This is a genomic window from Syntrophorhabdales bacterium, from assembly GCA_035541455.1.
Lineage (GTDB): Bacteria > Desulfobacterota > Syntrophorhabdia > Syntrophorhabdales > WCHB1-27 > JADGQN01.
This window is the reverse complement of record DATKNH010000113.1, coordinates 1-16,210: the sequence shown is the minus strand read 5'-3', so window position 1 is coordinate 16,210 and position 16,210 is coordinate 1. Positions and strand designations below refer to the sequence as shown.

15 protein-coding genes are annotated in these 16,210 nt (G+C 51.3%); 1 reads left to right on the top strand and 14 read right to left on the bottom strand.

Annotated elements, in window-relative coordinates:
* Window positions 1-5 precede the first annotated feature (5 nt).
* The gene (locus VMT71_11780) at window positions 6-2,144 is read left to right on the top strand and encodes a glycosyltransferase (GenBank protein ID HVN24643.1); all 2,139 of its coding nucleotides are present in this window, start codon (window positions 6-8) and stop codon (window positions 2,142-2,144) included.
* Window positions 2,145-2,174: 30 nt separating this feature from the next.
* On the opposite strand, the gene VMT71_11775 is transcribed toward VMT71_11780, so the two are convergent.
* From VMT71_11775 to VMT71_11710, 14 genes are all read right to left on the bottom strand, one after another.
* Window positions 2,175-3,968, bottom strand: coding sequence for a glycosyltransferase family 2 protein (locus tag VMT71_11775; GenBank protein ID HVN24642.1), 1,794 nt, complete (start codon window positions 3,966-3,968; stop codon window positions 2,175-2,177).
* A gap of 116 nt (window positions 3,969-4,084) precedes the next feature.
* Complete coding sequence (locus tag VMT71_11770) at window positions 4,085-5,302, bottom strand: glycosyltransferase (protein ID HVN24641.1); 1,218 nt, start codon at window positions 5,300-5,302, stop codon at window positions 4,085-4,087.
* A 7-nt stretch (window positions 5,303-5,309) separates the two neighbouring features.
* Complete coding sequence (locus tag VMT71_11765) at window positions 5,310-6,008, bottom strand: class I SAM-dependent methyltransferase (GenBank protein HVN24640.1); 699 nt, start codon at window positions 6,006-6,008, stop codon at window positions 5,310-5,312.
* A 199-nt stretch (window positions 6,009-6,207) separates the two neighbouring features.
* Entirely contained in the window at window positions 6,208-7,071 is an 864-nt protein-coding gene (locus tag VMT71_11760; GenBank protein HVN24639.1) for a hypothetical protein, read from the bottom strand.
* A gap of 66 nt (window positions 7,072-7,137) precedes the next feature.
* Window positions 7,138-8,139: a rhamnan synthesis F family protein gene (locus VMT71_11755; protein HVN24638.1), complete on the bottom strand. Its 1,002-nt coding sequence runs from the start codon at window positions 8,137-8,139 to the stop codon at window positions 7,138-7,140.
* A gap of 34 nt (window positions 8,140-8,173) precedes the next feature.
* Window positions 8,174-9,025 (bottom strand): glycosyltransferase family A protein, encoded by an 852-nt coding sequence (locus VMT71_11750; GenBank protein ID HVN24637.1) that lies wholly within the window; start codon window positions 9,023-9,025, stop codon window positions 8,174-8,176.
* Window positions 9,026-9,043: 18 nt separating this feature from the next.
* Window positions 9,044-10,123: a UDP-N-acetylglucosamine 2-epimerase (non-hydrolyzing) gene (gene wecB, locus VMT71_11745; protein HVN24636.1), complete on the bottom strand. Its 1,080-nt coding sequence runs from the start codon at window positions 10,121-10,123 to the stop codon at window positions 9,044-9,046.
* Window positions 10,120-11,052: a sugar nucleotide-binding protein gene (locus tag VMT71_11740; protein HVN24635.1), complete on the bottom strand. Its 933-nt coding sequence runs from the start codon at window positions 11,050-11,052 to the stop codon at window positions 10,120-10,122. Before VMT71_11740 ends, wecB begins: the two co-directional genes overlap by 4 nt.
* Before the next feature lie 24 nt (window positions 11,053-11,076).
* Window positions 11,077-11,529, bottom strand: a complete 453-nt coding sequence (locus tag VMT71_11735) for a dTDP-4-dehydrorhamnose 3,5-epimerase family protein (GenBank protein ID HVN24634.1) — start codon at window positions 11,527-11,529, stop codon at window positions 11,077-11,079.
* Window positions 11,513-12,484, bottom strand: a complete 972-nt coding sequence (locus VMT71_11730) for an NAD(P)-dependent oxidoreductase (protein ID HVN24633.1) — start codon at window positions 12,482-12,484, stop codon at window positions 11,513-11,515. The genes VMT71_11735 and VMT71_11730 overlap by 17 nt, the downstream gene beginning before the upstream one ends.
* A gap of 166 nt (window positions 12,485-12,650) precedes the next feature.
* Window positions 12,651-13,703: a glycosyltransferase family 2 protein gene (locus tag VMT71_11725; protein HVN24632.1), complete on the bottom strand. Its 1,053-nt coding sequence runs from the start codon at window positions 13,701-13,703 to the stop codon at window positions 12,651-12,653.
* A gap of 147 nt (window positions 13,704-13,850) precedes the next feature.
* The gene (locus VMT71_11720) at window positions 13,851-14,882 is read right to left on the bottom strand and encodes a glycosyltransferase family A protein (protein HVN24631.1); all 1,032 of its coding nucleotides are present in this window, start codon (window positions 14,880-14,882) and stop codon (window positions 13,851-13,853) included.
* Between the two features lie 12 nt (window positions 14,883-14,894).
* The gene (locus tag VMT71_11715; GenBank protein ID HVN24630.1) at window positions 14,895-15,848 is read right to left on the bottom strand and encodes a glycosyltransferase family 2 protein; all 954 of its coding nucleotides are present in this window, start codon (window positions 15,846-15,848) and stop codon (window positions 14,895-14,897) included.
* A gap of 34 nt (window positions 15,849-15,882) precedes the next feature.
* A partial coding sequence (locus VMT71_11710) for a hypothetical protein (protein ID HVN24629.1) occupies window positions 15,883-16,210 on the bottom strand: 328 nt, incomplete at its 5' end.

Here is a 16,210-nt window from a genome sequence, read left to right as displayed (position 1 = left end):
CGGCTATGACTCCGACCGTCAGCGTGATCATTGTCAATTATAACGGCTTGCAGTACCTGGATGAATGCTTTTCCTCGCTCTTCGCAATGGATACGCGGGAAGCAAAGGTAGAGCTGATCATGATCGACAATGGTTCTTCGGATAATTCCGTAGCTTTTGTCAAAGAGCGATTCCCCGCGGTCAATGTCATCGAGCACGGTGAGAACCATTTTGGCAAGGCTGTCAATCTCGGCATAGAAAAATCCACAGGCAGTTACCTCGTCCTTCTCAACAATGATACTGCGGTTGACCGGAATTGGCTCAACGGACTGATCCGAATGTTCGACCAGGACGCGCACATCGGAGCCGTGCAGAGCAAAGTCATGTTTGCGGATCGTAAGACCATAAATAGCACAGGTGTCCGGGAGGTAGAGGATTTCTATTTCAGTGACATAGGGTTCGAAGAAGCGGACGCGGGGCAGTACGAGAAGCCGACTGAACGGGATTACTTTACGGGTGGGTCAGTCATGATAAGCAGGGCCTGCCTCGACGACGTCGGCTACCTGGACGAAGATTACATCATGTTTTTTGAGGACGTTGACTACAGCATCAGATGCAGGGACAAAGGATGGAAAATCTTCTACTCCCCTTCCAGTGTTGTCTACCACCGCTATCACGGGTCATGCCCCACCGAATTTGGTTCCTTCTTTTGCAGCAGGAACAGGCTTATCTGTCTCGCCAAACACTTTCCTGCAAGGCTTCCAGGGAGTGTCAGGACTTCCCACTTTTACCTGCTGGGGCAACTTGATCTCCTCTATGATGCTCTGCTGCAGGCAGCAAAGAAACTGGTTGAATGCCATGACGGGCCGGTCGTGAGGGACACATTTCTTTCGCTCATGAACAAACTTGTGGTCATATTCGGCGACGTGCGGGCATACAATTTCCTGTCCCGGCTGGAAACCTTAATGGGGTTACGGAAAATAAAAATTGCCTTTTACGATGATCAATCCCATTATCCGGGAGGGCGGCAACGGTATGCGGCAACAATCGCAGAAACCCTCCAAGATACCTATGATGTGACCTATATCGCGAACAAAGAGTTTACTCCCGGGAGATACAAGCAGTGGTTTGGCATTGACCTATCCGGATGCACGGTGAAAACCCTTGCACAGCCCGTCCCTCATGAAGCCCGGCAAACGGGGCGATGTGACGATGCTGCAGCCGCCGGAGGGCGGGAGAATGCCCTTCGCATGGTGAGCGAGGAAAGCCTTAACTATGACGTGTTTGTCAACGCCAGTGCGCATACGGACGTGGCGCCGCTTTCTCCTCTATCAATTGCCGTGTACCCTCGTTTCGGCCGAAAGGGGGACGAACCTTCGCTGGTGCAGGAGTATGACTACGTGGTGGCCCATAGCTCGCACGCGTGCTCCTGGATAGAAAAAATGTGGGGTCCAGACCCGGTGGCGAGTCTCATCTACCCGCCGGTTGACATGCACAACGGCCGAAGCACAGTGAGAGGAAAAAAGAATATCATCCTCTCCATCGCCCGATTTGAACCTGGCGGCGCACACAAGCAGGTCGAGATGATCCAGGCATTCGCAGGGCTCGCCGCAACCCTCCATGAGCTGCGCGCCGAATGGTCAATGGTGCTGGCAGGGCTCGCCGGTGTGTCAAATTCCTATTTTGAAAAGGTGCAAGAGACTGTCGAACGTTTGCATCTGAAGAACGTGCAATTGAAGCCCGATCTCCGACGTGAAGAGATCGCTGAACTCTACGCGGACGCTATGATCTTCTGGCATGCAGGTGGTCTGGACGCCACGGAACCGGAACTCATGGAGCATTCAGGCACGGCGACGGTGGAAGCAATGCAGAATTACTGTGTACCCATAGTTTATGATGGCGGTGGTCTGAAAGATATCGTTGAGCAAGGCGTGAGCGGTTATCGGTTCAGCACTATAGAAGAATTGCTGGCGCGCACTATGGCAGTGGTCAGCGACGGTGCGCTGAAAGAGAAACTTGCTGTGGGAGCCTTTGCCAGGAGTCACAACTTCAGCATCGAGGTATTCAGGAAGAACGTTCGCGGGTTCTTTTTGGTGATAGAAAGCGAACTGGCCGGGGTCGATGCGTTGCGAAGTGCCGCCTTGTCCGGACCGGCGGCGTCGTAGCCGCACGGTTCAACGGAAAAATCATGCGCTTTACAGCTTCAGCTGAAAATTCGGCGGATCGGTGCGCAGGTTCACGTTATAGTAGGGGTCACTCTTCGTCTCGAAGCCCCACAACTCCTTGAAGAGGTTGTGGTCGTGCCAGTTCGTCATTGCACGCCCGGTCTTGGCTTCGTAGTGAAATAGTTCGGCCTGTGCCGCGAACACGATCCTGAGGCCCGCCTCGTGAACCCTCAAGCAATAATCGATGTCATTGTAGTTGATCGCAAGAGCGCAATTGAAACCCTCCAGCTTTTCGAACACATCTTTACGGGTCATCAGGCAGGCGCCCGTGACGGCGAGGTAATTCCGGTTCGTGACAGAACTGAAAAAATAACCAAGGGATGAACCCGACGTGCCGCGGAGCACGTGCTCCGGTATGCCTCTATGTGTCAGCACCACCCCGACGTGCTGTATTGTCCTGTCCCCAAAGTAGAGTTTCGCACCGACTACACCTACGTTCGGGCGCTCGAAGATCTGGAGCATGACCTCAAGCCAATCTGGGGAGATTACCTCTACGTCGTCGTTCAGGAAGAGAAAGTATTCACCCCGGGCATGACGGGCCCCCAGGTTCATTTTTGCGGCGATATTCACCGGGCCCTCATAATGCACGAACCTGCAGTCATTCCGTTCTATTGCCCTGAGGGTGTGTTCGGCAAGGTCATTATTGTCGACAACCACTATCTCGTAATTGCTGTACGTCGTTTTGGTGGATATGCTGTTTACGCAGTTGGAGAGCATGTCGGTCTCACCGGTCGGGAGCTTTGCGCTCTTTCCTGCGGATGGAATTACAATCGATACTAACGGGTGACCGGTGACATCGTATCTTGTCTCGAAGCAGCCGGGATAGCCCGCTGAGAGCACCGCCCCGGACCGTTTGAGGCGCTTCAGGCGATCTCTCAAGGCCTTGGCCGCGAGGTCATCTCCGTTGTGGCGCGCCTCTTCCGAACAGTCTGCCGCACCCGGCGCACTGGCACTCCGGTGGTAGAGAATGTCGGCCACGTGACCGATCTTCTGGGTCTTTTCAATGAAGCGCAGCATGAAGTCATATTCCCATGCGCTTGCATACTCTGGGCGGAACCCGCCTGCGCGTCTTGCAAGATCAGTACGATAACAGGCAAGGCGGCCCGTATACATGAAAGCTTCAGCGTACTCAGGCGACCAGTCGGGCTTGAAAAAAGGTTCGAACAAGCCCCCGTCTGTACGGATCCTGTCTTCGTCGCTGTAAATCATGTCCGTAGCGGGGCTACAGTTGAGGTAACGGGCGAACTGAAATAGTGCGTCCGGTGAAATCTCGTCATTGTTCCCCATGAGACAGATAAATTCACCTTCTGCGATCGAGAGGGCGTTGTCAAGAGGGGCGGACGGCAGTGCTCCTTGCGAGGGCCATACGATGCTTTTGACGCGGCTGTCCCGAGCCTGGTAGGATTCAAAGAGCGCCTGTATCCGCATCTCAACAGGAATATCATGCACGACAAGGAGTTCCCAATAGGGATAGGCTTGAGCAAGAACAGACTCGACAGCATGCGTAAGAGCGTGCTCTTCCGTGTTGCAGGACCGCATCAGCAGGGAGAAAGTGGGCTTATACGGTAGTTGGACAGACTGTTGGTGCATTTTCGAGAGTTCTTCGGGCCCTTTCACGTGCCGACGGACCCAAAGCGCATAACAGTGCCGCTGAGTGCCGGCGACGGCTGCAATGCGAGCGACAATATGGGCGCGCAACGCCCCGAATCCGCCTGCCTTGAGTGCGGACGCAGCTCCGAGGAAGGCTCCGCATAATGCACTCACGGAAAGATTTTTCCAAAAGTATTTCCACGACGTTCGGGGGGGAACCTCAACCTCTGACATTTTCTGCGCGGGTAAACTTTGTAGCCCCCGCAAGGCTGTTGCTGTTATTAGTGAAATTATTTTCCTGCGAAGTGAAGATAGGCTTCCGGCTCCACCTGCTCGAACACCTCGAGCAGGTTTCGATAGCGCGATTCGGATTTTTTCGGATTAAAGTCAGGCAACGGGTCAGTGAGCCCAAGCACTCTCCTGATTGATCTTCTTCGTGTTGATGTTATGGTAAAGACTCTTTCCACCAGAAACCAAGCGAAGATTCTTGTAGTATAGGAGATCCGCTCCCATGTCGACAGACGCCTCCAAAGCTCTTTCATCTGAGCTTTTGTCACCGTCCCAAGACCGAAGTAATTCTGACAGAGGTGGAGCACCTGGAGCACGCGATAACGCCGGTAATTCACTCTCAAGTTGAATTCGGATTTGTACCGTGACCTGATGGTCTCCATGGCAAGAAGCCAGGAACTGTTCATGTTGCTGCCAGGCAGCATAATGGAACCAAGCCGGTCTGCTAGCTCAGGTTCGGGAATATTCTTGAGGAATTCGACGCCTTCTTCCTCCCGCTGATTAAAATAGAAAAAGCCGAAGGATTTTGGACTGATCCCTATGGTGACCAATGGGAGAGGAGAGATGAGAATCCGCCCTGCTTTGAGAAATGCCACGTTGGTAGCATAGTAATCAGGATAGGGTGATTGAAAGAATTTCACACTTCCAATGTTGCTGATGAGCTTCCGGCTCATAATCGAGTACTGCATATTATAGTCAAAGGATACGTGAAAATTCATTGATCGTTTGACCAGTTTGACCGCAGTTTTCTTGTCGAGGAAAAAGGGCTTCTCCCCTTTTTTAAAGAATTCGGCACACCCCGCAACGCTCAAGAAGCCATCCGGAAATGCGGGGAGGACCCCCGGATAGGCATACAAAAGTGCCCGTGTATAAATCAGTTCTGGTGAATCGTGGGCCTCGATTAACCCGGATACAATTCTGAAAAAGCCCTTCATCAGCCCGTCATCATCCCCGAGCATGATAATATAATCACCCGAACTCTTCCCGAGAGCGTGGTTCCAGTTATCCGTGACCGGCACAAAAGTTTCTGTTCGAAAATACTTCACCCGAGTGTCATTAAGGGATTCGACGTATGCTGCAATGTTCTCTTCGGAGTAATTATCTGAAATGATAATTTCCCAGTTATCATAGTCTTGCCGAATAACTGTCTCGACAGCGTACTTCAATAGGTTTAGCCGGTTTCTCGTCGGGAGGAGTACTGAAAACTTGATTTTATCCATACACCCTTCAGTGCGCTGATTTTTGAAATATCAACGTGTAGGCGCTTCCAAGCCCTTCCCTGCGCTCAATGGGCCCCGCTATCTGGCTGATTAGCAATCCCATCTTCCTCATATAGTGCTTTACGACCGGATGATCGGCCATGTTAGCAAAGGAAAACTCCCATCCAAAACGGTTCCAGCCAATGCTGCCCTCGTCTGTGGTAGTGCTCAGGACTGTTTCGAGTCCTACGGATTGCATCTCCTTCATAAGAAGACTTCGCGGAATAAGTTCCAGGTGTCGTGGTGCATCCACGTGAGTCCACCGGCGGCCCAGAAGAGAAAACTGCAGAGCATCAGGGTTAGGTGCCGCAATGACAGCGATTCCCCCGGGGAGGAGCGCATTTGCAATGGCCCTCAATCCTGTCCAGGGGGACGGCAAATGTTCGATCACGTGCCAGAGCGCAATTACGTTGCAGGGGGACAGCTGCTGGAGTGCAAAGGTTACGTCACCCTCGCATCGAGAACGTATGCCGAGGGTCTCGTCAATAAACTTACAGCAATCTTCGTCCATTTCGATAGCTTCCACTTGAAAACCTTCCTGCTGTGCGCAGTAAAGAAACGCACCGTACGCCGGGCCGATCTCGAGGAGTCGCCCTCTGTCCACGAACCGCTTTATAAGATCTATCTTGTACTTTTCAAGCCCTGCTCCATAGCGGAGCTGTTCCATTGTCGGGCGGCCGCAGTAGTACGAAGCGGGGTAGTACCTGCCGAGGTCAGCAGGGATAGGTGACAGAAAAAGTACGCCGCACGATGCACACCGATAATAAAGGAACTCTTCCTTTGAAATCCTGCGGTTACGGTCCGTAGCTGTGAAGCTTACGTGCGAAAGCCTTCCACAGCACGGGCAGTTCGCCGTAGAGTGTTCCCTAGACGACATATGTTTCGAGGGGGTTGGCCTTGTTTGACCAGGCGTGCCTCGCTAGCTGCCACTTCCTCTCGAGGTCCGCAGCCATGTACGCGTTCGTCTGGTTATCTGCTACAAGAAGATTTCCCTGGTCACCATGCCAGAAAGTAAAACTGCGGTACCACTCTTCCTTTTTATAAGCTTTTCCGTCTCTGCCGACCACGAGAGCCTCCAAGCCCATCTCAAGTATTTGACGGGTGAGATTATCCTTTCCGCTTTCAAAGTGATAGGCATCCATCTTGGTGTGGACAGGTTTAATCTTCACCTTGCGCATGAGCCTGCCCTCTATCATAAAAGCGTTTGTACGGATATGGTGATTCGGGAATGGGTAAAAGTCGCGTTTAAGCTTTCTCATGCGCATGGGAATAGTAAATGTGGAAAGAACTCTGCGGTAAAATGGTGTGGTTAGCACGAGTTCATAAAAATTGGCCAGATCACTATACATGCTCTGGTATGAACCGGTTGCACCAACTATGCCAACGTCTTCCCCGGTAATTATCGAATGCATCTTTTTGAGCCAATCCGGGTCCAAAAGGATGCTGAAGGAATTGAGAAAACAAAAATAGTTGTTCTCGTACGTCGAAGCGGTAAACAGGTAGGGCATCACATCGAATCCATTGTCGGGCACGAAGAGCTTTTGATGGGGATACCGATCAAGTAGGTCACTGGTAGCAGCGGGCACATCCTCGTTGTGAAAACCCTTCAGGATGAACAGAAGATCATGTCCGACGCCGCCGTGGTTTCTGCCGTACGACTCCAGAAATCTCTGCAGCGGCTCGATGCTGTTTTTGGCCCTCACAAGGTGTGCTACACAAACGTCCTGCATGACTATAATTGCCTAACAAGCATTGACGATGGTCACTTTTCCGTTCTCGCTGCAACCATAGTGAGCTTAGCCGGCAGGCCTACGCCTTACCTCCGACTGACTATAATTCACCCGTGAGCTGACGGTTGTGTCCTGCCTGAGACCTGCGCTCGCATCCGCTTGGGGGCCTGCGGACGACACACCCTTGGCCTCTTCGTTCATTCTTTTCAGGTGATTCACTATGTGACTTACTTCATAATCAGAGTACCTGCCCAGAACGCGGGCGTAATGGTCTATGCGTGTTCCCGTGGGATTGGTTCTCAGCAAATCTATTTTCAAAAAGGGCATTTTGCGGTGGATGACCAGCTTGCTCCAATAAACGTACGTGGTATTGACGAATTTCCGCGAGGGGGGAGCCATATTTTTCCAACGGGGGATGATGCCGGACAGAGGCGCAACGATGAACAGCCAGAGGCACTTCTTGAAGCTCCATGGTTTCCTCATCGACCACAGATGTCTTGGGAATGAAGGAGTATAGCTTATGAGGACTGCGGGCTTGAACCCCTGCTTGACCAGGGTATCAGTCAATCCGATTTCATATTTCTCAATAATCTCTTTTTTTGATTGTTCAGGAATTATGGATCTCCAGAACGACTTAAATGCGTCCGTAGCCATCAGATTTTTCCTGAAAACCAAGAAGTAACTTTGCAGATGAAACGCTATATCCGCGTCCGCTGTAATCCCCCAGAAATCACACGCTCGTTTCGCCATTTTATCAAAAATTTTGTCTAGCGGGTAAAGAGGACCGTACACGCTATCATTGCAGAGAATCAGTTCGTCGTACGACGCGATATCAGTCACTGATTCAAGGCCGACCTGCCAGCTCATGAAGTCATACCCGATATTCTCTCTCGTGATTACCAAACCACAGACCCGCTCCAGGACTTTGATGTCATGGGCGCCCAGACGTGACGTGCTCACGAATATGATATGTTGAGTCACCTTGCGGAGGCCTTCGAGGTACCTAAGGACGTACTGGTCAACCATGTTGTCACGATCGTAGTGGGCAAAAACGCAGATTCTATTCATTTGACACGTTCGATGCTGTCGGTGCCAAGGGCAATCATCTGTCCGATGGCAACTGAGACTTTCTTTGGAACACGGAGGCCAACCTGCGAAGGGGCTCGGTGAGTCTCCATGTCTTGGAGTTTATGACTTCGTAATAGGCGTGGTCGAGGTTCTGAAAAATAAGCTCGGTCTTAACGATCTGCTCAAGAAGACTTCTTATGTTATCGGTATACAGCTGCTGATGGTTACGAAAGAGCTGGACCCGCATGTCGAGTATTCTATCTTCGGTCATTAACGTGGTTCGGGATACGTTCCTGACCCTGTAAAAGAAGAGCACCTCGGGTATTTGGAGAACTCTTCTCTTTAGTTCTATGATGGATAGCCATAAATCCCAGTCCTCGAAACCGTAGCGCATGTTGGGGTTATACCCGTTCACCTTTAACCAGTCCGTTTTCCTGAAGAGTGCAGAGCAGAAGATTAAATTACCCACCAGCATCTGTTCAAGCGAATAGGGCGGAAGTTCCCAGAGCCCTTTTTTGTCACCAAAGAATTCGGCTAGACAGTACACAATTCCGACATCAGGGTCCCCGTCGAGTACCTTCACAGCCTCTTCCAGGTATTCCGTCCCAATTTTGTCGTCCGCGTCGAGGGGCAGCATGAATTCTCCACGGGCCTCCTCAATGGCCCGGTTGCGCGCGTTGGATGCCCCCTGGTTGGTGGTTTGAATGACCCTGGTATTAGGTCGGGAATAGTTGCTGAGAATGTCATTGGTCCGTGGGTCCGTCGACCCATCGTTCACGATAATAATCTCGAAGTCTTGATATGTCTGCGCAAGAACGGAATCTACCGTTTCATCGATGTATGTCCCGTCATTGAAGCAGGGTATTATGACGGAGACTCGCGACACCTGACCACATCCTCCTTTTCAGAGCCTAAAGCCCATGACAATTTTTACTACCGTGTCACTGACGTTTGTCATCATATATTCTGCAGGCGGCGTCCACGTGCCGGCCCTCCCGAGTACCGCACTGACACATCTCAGAATGGATTCGGGTTCGCCTCCGCTCAGCATATTGCTGCCGCATTCGATAGTTTCCGGCCGTTCGGTCACGTCTCTAAGGGTTACATTCGGCATTCCGAAAATGCAGCACTCCTCCTGGACCGTGCCACTGTCGCTCAGAACGCAGGCAGCATTGCGTTCGAGACTGACGAAGTCGAAAAAGCCGAAGGGAGGGAGGAAACGGATCTGCCGATTTTGCGAGTCTATGCTGAGGGAATCGATCCTTTTCCTGGTGTGGGGGTGGGTGCTGACGATTATGGGTAACCCGTACTTACGTTCCAGGAGATCAAGGCCGGTGATAAAACCTGTGAGGCGTTCCGCTATATCGACATTTTCGGCCCTATGAAGCGTAACGAGAAAATAGTTCTGTTTTTCGAGGCCGAGATCAGTATGGATTTTGGATGCCTGTATCTGACTGTCATAATGATTGATCACCTCATAGATCGGGTTCCCGGTAACGTAAATGCGCTCGCCCGGGATGCCTTCGGACAACAAATTTTTCCGGCTTCGTTCGGTATAAGGCATGAGAATATCACTGCTGTGATCGATGATTCGTCGATTGACTTCCTCCGGAACGCGGTCGTCGTAGCAGCGATTGCCTGCTTCCATATGGTATACGGGGATATGGAGTCTTTTTGCCATGATCGCTGCCAGACTACTGTTTGTGTCGCCCAGGACGAGAAACCTGTCAGGCTTCTCCTTCAACATCACTCTTTCGCTCTCAGTAAGAATTGTGGCTATCTGCCCACCAAAACTACCTTTAGCCCCGAAATGATAGTCTGCCGGGCGCACTTCAAGCTGCTCGAGAAAGATGTCATTCAGGTTAGTATCGTAATTCTGGCCCGTATGCAAAATCACCTGTTCGCAGAGGTTGTCGATCTTCTTGATGATGAGACACAGGCGAATTATTTCGGGCCGCGTTCCTAGAATTGTCATTATTTTCATGAGAAAACAGCCTCCATTCTGAAATCGAACCGCGCCATCTCGGCGACCATCTCGCCGACCGTCGGAGGCAAAGAGTATCCGGCCGATTTCCATATTTTCTCGTTCAGATCAGGTTTCTCCGTTGACAAGACCCGGTTGACCACCACCGCGGCTTTGGTCGGATTAATCGTGATGTCCGGCCTTCCGTAATTTTCTGCAAAGCACAGAAGGAGGTCAGCCTTGGAGATGGTATCACCAGGAATCACGTGCTGAATGTGGGAAAGATCAAGTCCGTTCTTGATCACGCCGTGGCAGAGCCGGGCAAACTGCAGGGTCGTCACGCCGTTCCAGTGGTGGTTGGTAAACCCGTTCACGTGCGCTCCCTTTGGCTGTCGTCTGAACCACTCGAGAAGAAAAACATAGCTTTTGGACTCTGGCCCGATAATAGAGCAACGCAGATTGTAGGCATTCGTAAGGTAACATTCCCCAAGGCTTTTGGTTTTCCCGTACACATCGAGCGCATCGTGCTTGTCACTTTCTACATACTCGCCTCTTTCACCGGAAAACACACAGTCGGTGGCGATAGAGAGCACTCTCGATTCCTTTCTTTGAGCAGCTATTGCCAGCTCGTAAGGGAAGAGCGCATTCACCTTTATAGCTCGCTCTATCTCCTCAGGGTTATCATCATGGGTATATGGTTTGGTTTTGCCTATGCAGTTGATAATCCATGACGAGGTGCTGATGATGTCATCGAGCAATGCCGGACGGTCGTTTTCTACATCAAACACGTGCCACGTTATTTCCGGAAAATGCTTTCGTCCCTTCTTTGCGAGCGCCTCGCTTCGCACGGCCACGCTCAGTTCCACCTGGGGGTCCCTCGAGAAGAAATCCGTGACCATGGAACCCAGCATTCCGGAAGCCCCAACAACCAGAACTCTTCTCATTGCCATGTTTTTTGTTTCCTTTCATATTTTTTATCTTTCAATAATGTTCCAGATATCCCAGTAGTGGGCGTCATAGCGCACGTCGTCGTTCCTTGCCTCTTCGATCGATGCGGTAGAAAAGAATATGATGCCCGTATCATCAGTCAGTGATTTGAAACCGTTTGCGTATCCGGCAGGAACATACAGGATAGAAGGTTTTTTTGCGGAAAGAACATAGCGGTGCACTGTGGCCGTCTTAGAAGGTTGGTCCCAATCGTCGATCTGCACTGCCCCGACTATGGCGGCCCCACTCGTGACATACACATATTTTGCTTCATGCCTATGCGCGTGCCAGGCTCTTACGAAGCCTGAGACATGGTTGGAGACCAGATAGAACCGCTTCACGCGCGCGAAGTCGAAATCATTTACGAAAGCAAGCTGGCCTCGATCATCAACTGCTAGGCCGCCCTCTATGAGCCGGGGCGTTTCATCCTGTTCTTTCATCTGTCCCTCCCTTGTACAGGCTGTGCGTGTTGAACATCGAGAGAAAAGCCTGGTTGGTATAGCGCGGGTTATCCACCGTCTTCAGGCGATGGGTAATTAGAAGCTCCTTTATTTCCTCAATGCCATCGTCGATCAAGTATCTCGGCTTGAAACCGAGCGTCTCCTGGGCCTTGCGGCTGGTTACGCGATAGTTTCTTGCGTCCTGGAATTTTATGTCCACGGGCTGGATGACCATATCCGGGAAATGATTTCGCACCTGGTAGGCAAGATCGATTATCCGCACATTCTGCCGGTGAAGGTTGAATATACCGGTATGGGTGGTGGTCAGGTGGTCGACACACGCCTGGGCTGCATCGCGCACATGAAGAAGGGGTCTGAATTGGTTCCCCCCGTAGACCGTAATCTGACCATCCTGGTGCGCCCTGACAGTCAGTGTGTTGACGACAAGGTCGAGACGCAGCCGCGAGAACAGGTCGCCCACACCGAAAAGAGTACCCAGCCGGAATATAATCGCGTTCTTCCCTTTCAGGTATCCTTCGGCTCCCAGCTTAGTCGCTGCATACACAGAGAGCGGATTCAAGGGCGATTCTTCGTCAAGCTCTCCATCTTGTGCGCCATAGACTGAGCACGTGGACAAAAAAACGATACGCCCATCAAAATGCTCGGCAACAAACTTAACCGACTCCTGGTTGATTTGAAGGGTGATGTCCGGGTGGAGCGCACACGCCCCGTCCCCCACAAGCGCTGCAAGCCAGATCACTGCATCTGCCCACTTGAGCTGTTGGAGCAAGAGGGCGTGGTCTCTTACATCGCCGTAAATGAAATTCCCCGGTTTTCGATAGCATTCCTCGTACAACAGGGCATCCAACAGGCGCACCTCGTGACCGGTGTCTCCGAGTATATCAGTTATTGCACCACCAACGTAACCAGAACCTCCTGTGACTAGAACTTTCAATCTGTCCTCCTTTTCTACACAATTTGTTTCAGCGGCAACAGATGTTCCCTGTTCCTACAGCCGCTTCGGATAAGGCACTCATAGAGCCGACGCTCGATGAGAGTTCAAGCGTGTAGCTCACGACTTTGAGAAACGTAATAAGCAGGTTGGACGAGCGACACTGCTCTTAATGGGGGCATCTGATCCCCTCTCTCAAGGGAAACACCTTGCAGAATTTCGCGAGAAACGGGTGTGCCTTCGGTCCTGTAAGCGCGAATACGATAGGGCCGATAAGTCTTTCCCGGTATTCTTGAAAGAGATACTTGGAGGGTGCGGATGCCAGCGCTTTTATCAAATACCACTTTTTCAGCCGAGATGAAGCGTCGCCCAGGTTGAGGGCGGCGGTATAATAGGCGCTTCCAAAGGCCTCGCGTTTGACTGCTGCCACGCCAGGTGGCAAATCCGGTATCGAAAAGAGTTTTCTTGCGAGTCTAATGTGTTCTTCTGCCATCGCTATACCCTGATCCTTTGAGGACGCCCCATCTGAATGGCGACGAAAGGTTGCGAGCGTCTTGGGGACGCGTTTGAACGGACCCAGTAAGCCCGCCCTAAGCCAGAAATCGAAGTCGGAGACGTAACGAAACTGAGCATCCCTCCCCCCTAATGCGGTCACGACGGATTTTCTGAAGAACGCGCCGGGACCTGGTACGCAATGGAACCATCGGACCATGTTGACATAGTCATATTCGAAAGTTTGTCTGTGGGAGATTCCTTTACCCTCTGCGTCAATCATATCCCAGTCAGGGTAGGCTACAACGACTTCCGGATGCCGCATCATGACTTCGACCACACAACTGATTGCGCCGGGGAGTAGAGGGTCATCGGAGTTTACGACGCAGAGTATCTCCCCCTTGGCCATTTCGAAGCCCTTATTGACCGTCCTCACTTCGCCCATGTTTGCATGGGAGTCCCAACGGATGCGGCCTTCATATCGTGCCAGGACTTCCCTGGTACTATCCTTGGAGCCGTCGTCGAGCACGATATACTCGAAGTTCGGATAGTCCTGTGTTAGGACGCTCTGGATGGTCTCATCAACGAAGGGCGCCCGATTGTAGGCCGGCGTAATAATCGAGACGAGGGGTGATTGACTGTTCTCTCTCACGATTCGGTCCATCTGGAGGACTATTTTTCGGTTCTCGCCCGGAATGCGGCCGTTTATGATGGACCGACACGTATCCATCGCTATCGACTTTGTTTTCTGGTGGTTGCGTTTTCCCGATAATTAGCTGGTGTGATTACGTTGGCTAACGAAAGAGCTTTCTGATCTCCACGGCTTGTCAGTACCATGTGGTGGGGCCTCATGTATTCATTTTTCAACGGTGATGCATCAGATCAATGAGCCGAGCCTTTTCTTCAGGCGCCTCAAAAATTCTTTCGGGTCGGTCACCAGTAGCCGTAGAGTGGAACCGTGCAGCTTTAGTTGGCCAACAACGAAGTGAAATGCCATCCGTAACCTGCGCAGTAGAGTGAGGAGAAATGCGGAACGTGACTTCCAGAAACGCAGCGGGAGAAGTAAGTGGTAGTACTGCGTTTCGAACGGCCAGTAGCGGAGCGCGTAAAGGGCGAACCGTATCGAAGGGCCCCCGTAGCAATCCTCCTTATGCCATACAGCGACACCATAGTGATGAAAGAGATTTGCGGCACCCTTTCTTTTGAAAGACGTGCCGGCGTCCTTATCCTCCCTGAGAACCTTGTCTATGTAGTACTTGACGTTCCTCAGTTCTACTGCCGGGTCTCCCAGCGCGTTACCCGCATGAGTAAGGATTTTGCAGAGGGGTTGTTGGATCGCTCCGATTTTGTATCTTTTTGAAATTCTGCGCCACATATCGGTATCTTCGAATCGTTCCATCTTTTCGTCGAAGCCCCCTACTCGATCCAGGACCGATTTTCTCACCATGACTGTAGGCAGTATGATAGTGAGTGGAATGTAAAAAGCTACTCGATCATATATCCAGCCTGACGCGTCGGCTGGGTAAATGGTGATCTGCTCTCCCTGCTCATTCACACAAATAGCCTGACCGTAAACCATGCCGTAATCCAGATTTTTTTCGAGCTGCTCGATTTGAGTTCCCAGCGTGTGGGGGAAGAACTCATCGTCGGAATCAAGGAAGGCGATGTAAGTACCGGTAGCCAGACGGAGGGCATGGTTACGAGCGTAAGACCTCCCGCCATGCTCAAGGAAAACATATTTCACTTTTTCCGATAAGTGACGCAGTGAGTCGCCGGTGTCATCGTTCGATCCATCATCTGCGACAATTACCTCAAAATCCGTGTAGGTCTGCTGAAGTACGCTTGCGACCGCCCTCTTAATCATGGCGGCCCGGTTATAGGTCGGGATGATTACGCTTACTCTCGGCATAAGGAAGGATGGCTATCTGCGGACAAAGGGCATGGTCGAGACTACTTGGTGGATCACGCGCCCAAGGAGATTCTTTATTCCTCTACCATAAAAGTCGGGACGAAGCCGCGCGACCGCAGCCGGATATTCCGACACTAAATTGCGAGGAGAATAGGCCATAAACGCAATGAAATGCATGAGCGAATGGAAACGGGCAGGACCTGACACCCGACTCGCGTGAAGGTGCGCCGAACTGAATGCAATGTTTTTTATGTTGAGAATCTCAGGGGGCAAATCAGTCCGAGAATAGAACTTTCTTATCATTCTGATATCCTCTCTCGCCATTTCAGCGCTTTTCATTGCCAAAGAAGCTGACGTCGGATGGATCCTGAACGTAGCAAGAGTTTTCGGAATACGTCCAAATGGACCTTTGAGTGCGAGCCTCAACCAGAATTCGAAGTCTCCAACATATTTAAATGCGGGGTCGCGCCCTCCTATCAGTTCAACCGCTTTTCTTCTGATAAAAGCCCCTGGTCCGACAATACACTTATGATGAGCGACCATGAAAAGAAAATCGTACTCAGGAACCTGCACGTGGCCGAGTGACTGGGAATCCGGTGCGATATAGTCCCAGTCAGGATAGGCTACGAGGATTTCCGGCCGACTTTGCATAAAAGCGACGGCAGTACTCACGGCACCCGGAAAAAGAGGATCATCCGAGTTTACGACACAAAGTATCTCCCCCTTGGCCATTTCAAAGCCCCTGTTGACAGTCCTTGCTTCACCCATGTTTACATGGGATTCCCAGCGGATGCGATCCCCGTATTTCACAAGCACATCTCGGGTATTGTCCTTTGAGCCGTCATCCAGGACTATATATTCGATACACGGATAATCCTGAGAGAGAACGCTTTCAATGGTCTCACCCAGAAATGAAGCCCTGTTATACGCAGGAGTAATAACCGATACTAACGGTAGCGCGTCCACTTCAAACCTCCCTCATGAGTTTGAGTCCTATGCTTTATCTTCCGATTAAGCCGTGAAAGGCTAACACTAGCTTTCCGAATATAGATCCATATCTGCTGTCCATCAAACGAAAAACGGTGGGATTATTCCACGCCATGGCCTTGTGCAGCAAATCAAAGACCGTGTCATTGTTCGCGTCGATGGCTTTCTCCAGCAGGTCAAAGATTCTCCTGTTATTCGCATTGATAGCCTTGTCCAGCAAATCAAAGACCCTGGTATTGTTGGCCTGAATAGCCTTGTCCAGCAAATCAAAGACCCTGGTATTGTTGGCCTGAATAGCCTTGTCCAGCAAATCAAAGACCCTGGTATTGTTGGCCTGAATA

What these genes read in the sequence shown, in the direction of transcription:
- VMT71_11780 (HVN24643.1), top strand. Translation starts at nt 6, where the DNA reads ATGACTCCGACCGTCAGCGTGATCATTGTCAATTATAACGGCTTGCAG.
- VMT71_11770 (HVN24641.1), bottom strand. Translation starts at nt 5,302, where the DNA reads ATGGATAAAATCAAGTTTTCAGTACTCCTCCCGACGAGAAACCGGCTA.
- VMT71_11765 (HVN24640.1), bottom strand. Translation starts at nt 6,008, where the DNA reads ATGGAACAGCTCCGCTATGGAGCAGGGCTTGAAAAGTACAAGATAGAT.
- VMT71_11760 (HVN24639.1), bottom strand. Translation starts at nt 7,071, where the DNA reads ATGCAGGACGTTTGTGTAGCACACCTTGTGAGGGCCAAAAACAGCATC.
- VMT71_11755 (HVN24638.1), bottom strand. Translation starts at nt 8,139, where the DNA reads ATGAATAGAATCTGCGTTTTTGCCCACTACGATCGTGACAACATGGTT.
- wecB (HVN24636.1), bottom strand. Translation starts at nt 10,123, where the DNA reads ATGAAAATAATGACAATTCTAGGAACGCGGCCCGAAATAATTCGCCTG.
- VMT71_11740 (HVN24635.1), bottom strand. Translation starts at nt 11,052, where the DNA reads ATGGCAATGAGAAGAGTTCTGGTTGTTGGGGCTTCCGGAATGCTGGGT.
- VMT71_11735 (HVN24634.1), bottom strand. Translation starts at nt 11,529, where the DNA reads ATGAAAGAACAGGATGAAACGCCCCGGCTCATAGAGGGCGGCCTAGCA.
- VMT71_11725 (HVN24632.1), bottom strand. Translation starts at nt 13,703, where the DNA reads ATGGATACGTGTCGGTCCATCATAAACGGCCGCATTCCGGGCGAGAAC.
- VMT71_11720 (HVN24631.1), bottom strand. Translation starts at nt 14,882, where the DNA reads ATGCCGAGAGTAAGCGTAATCATCCCGACCTATAACCGGGCCGCCATG.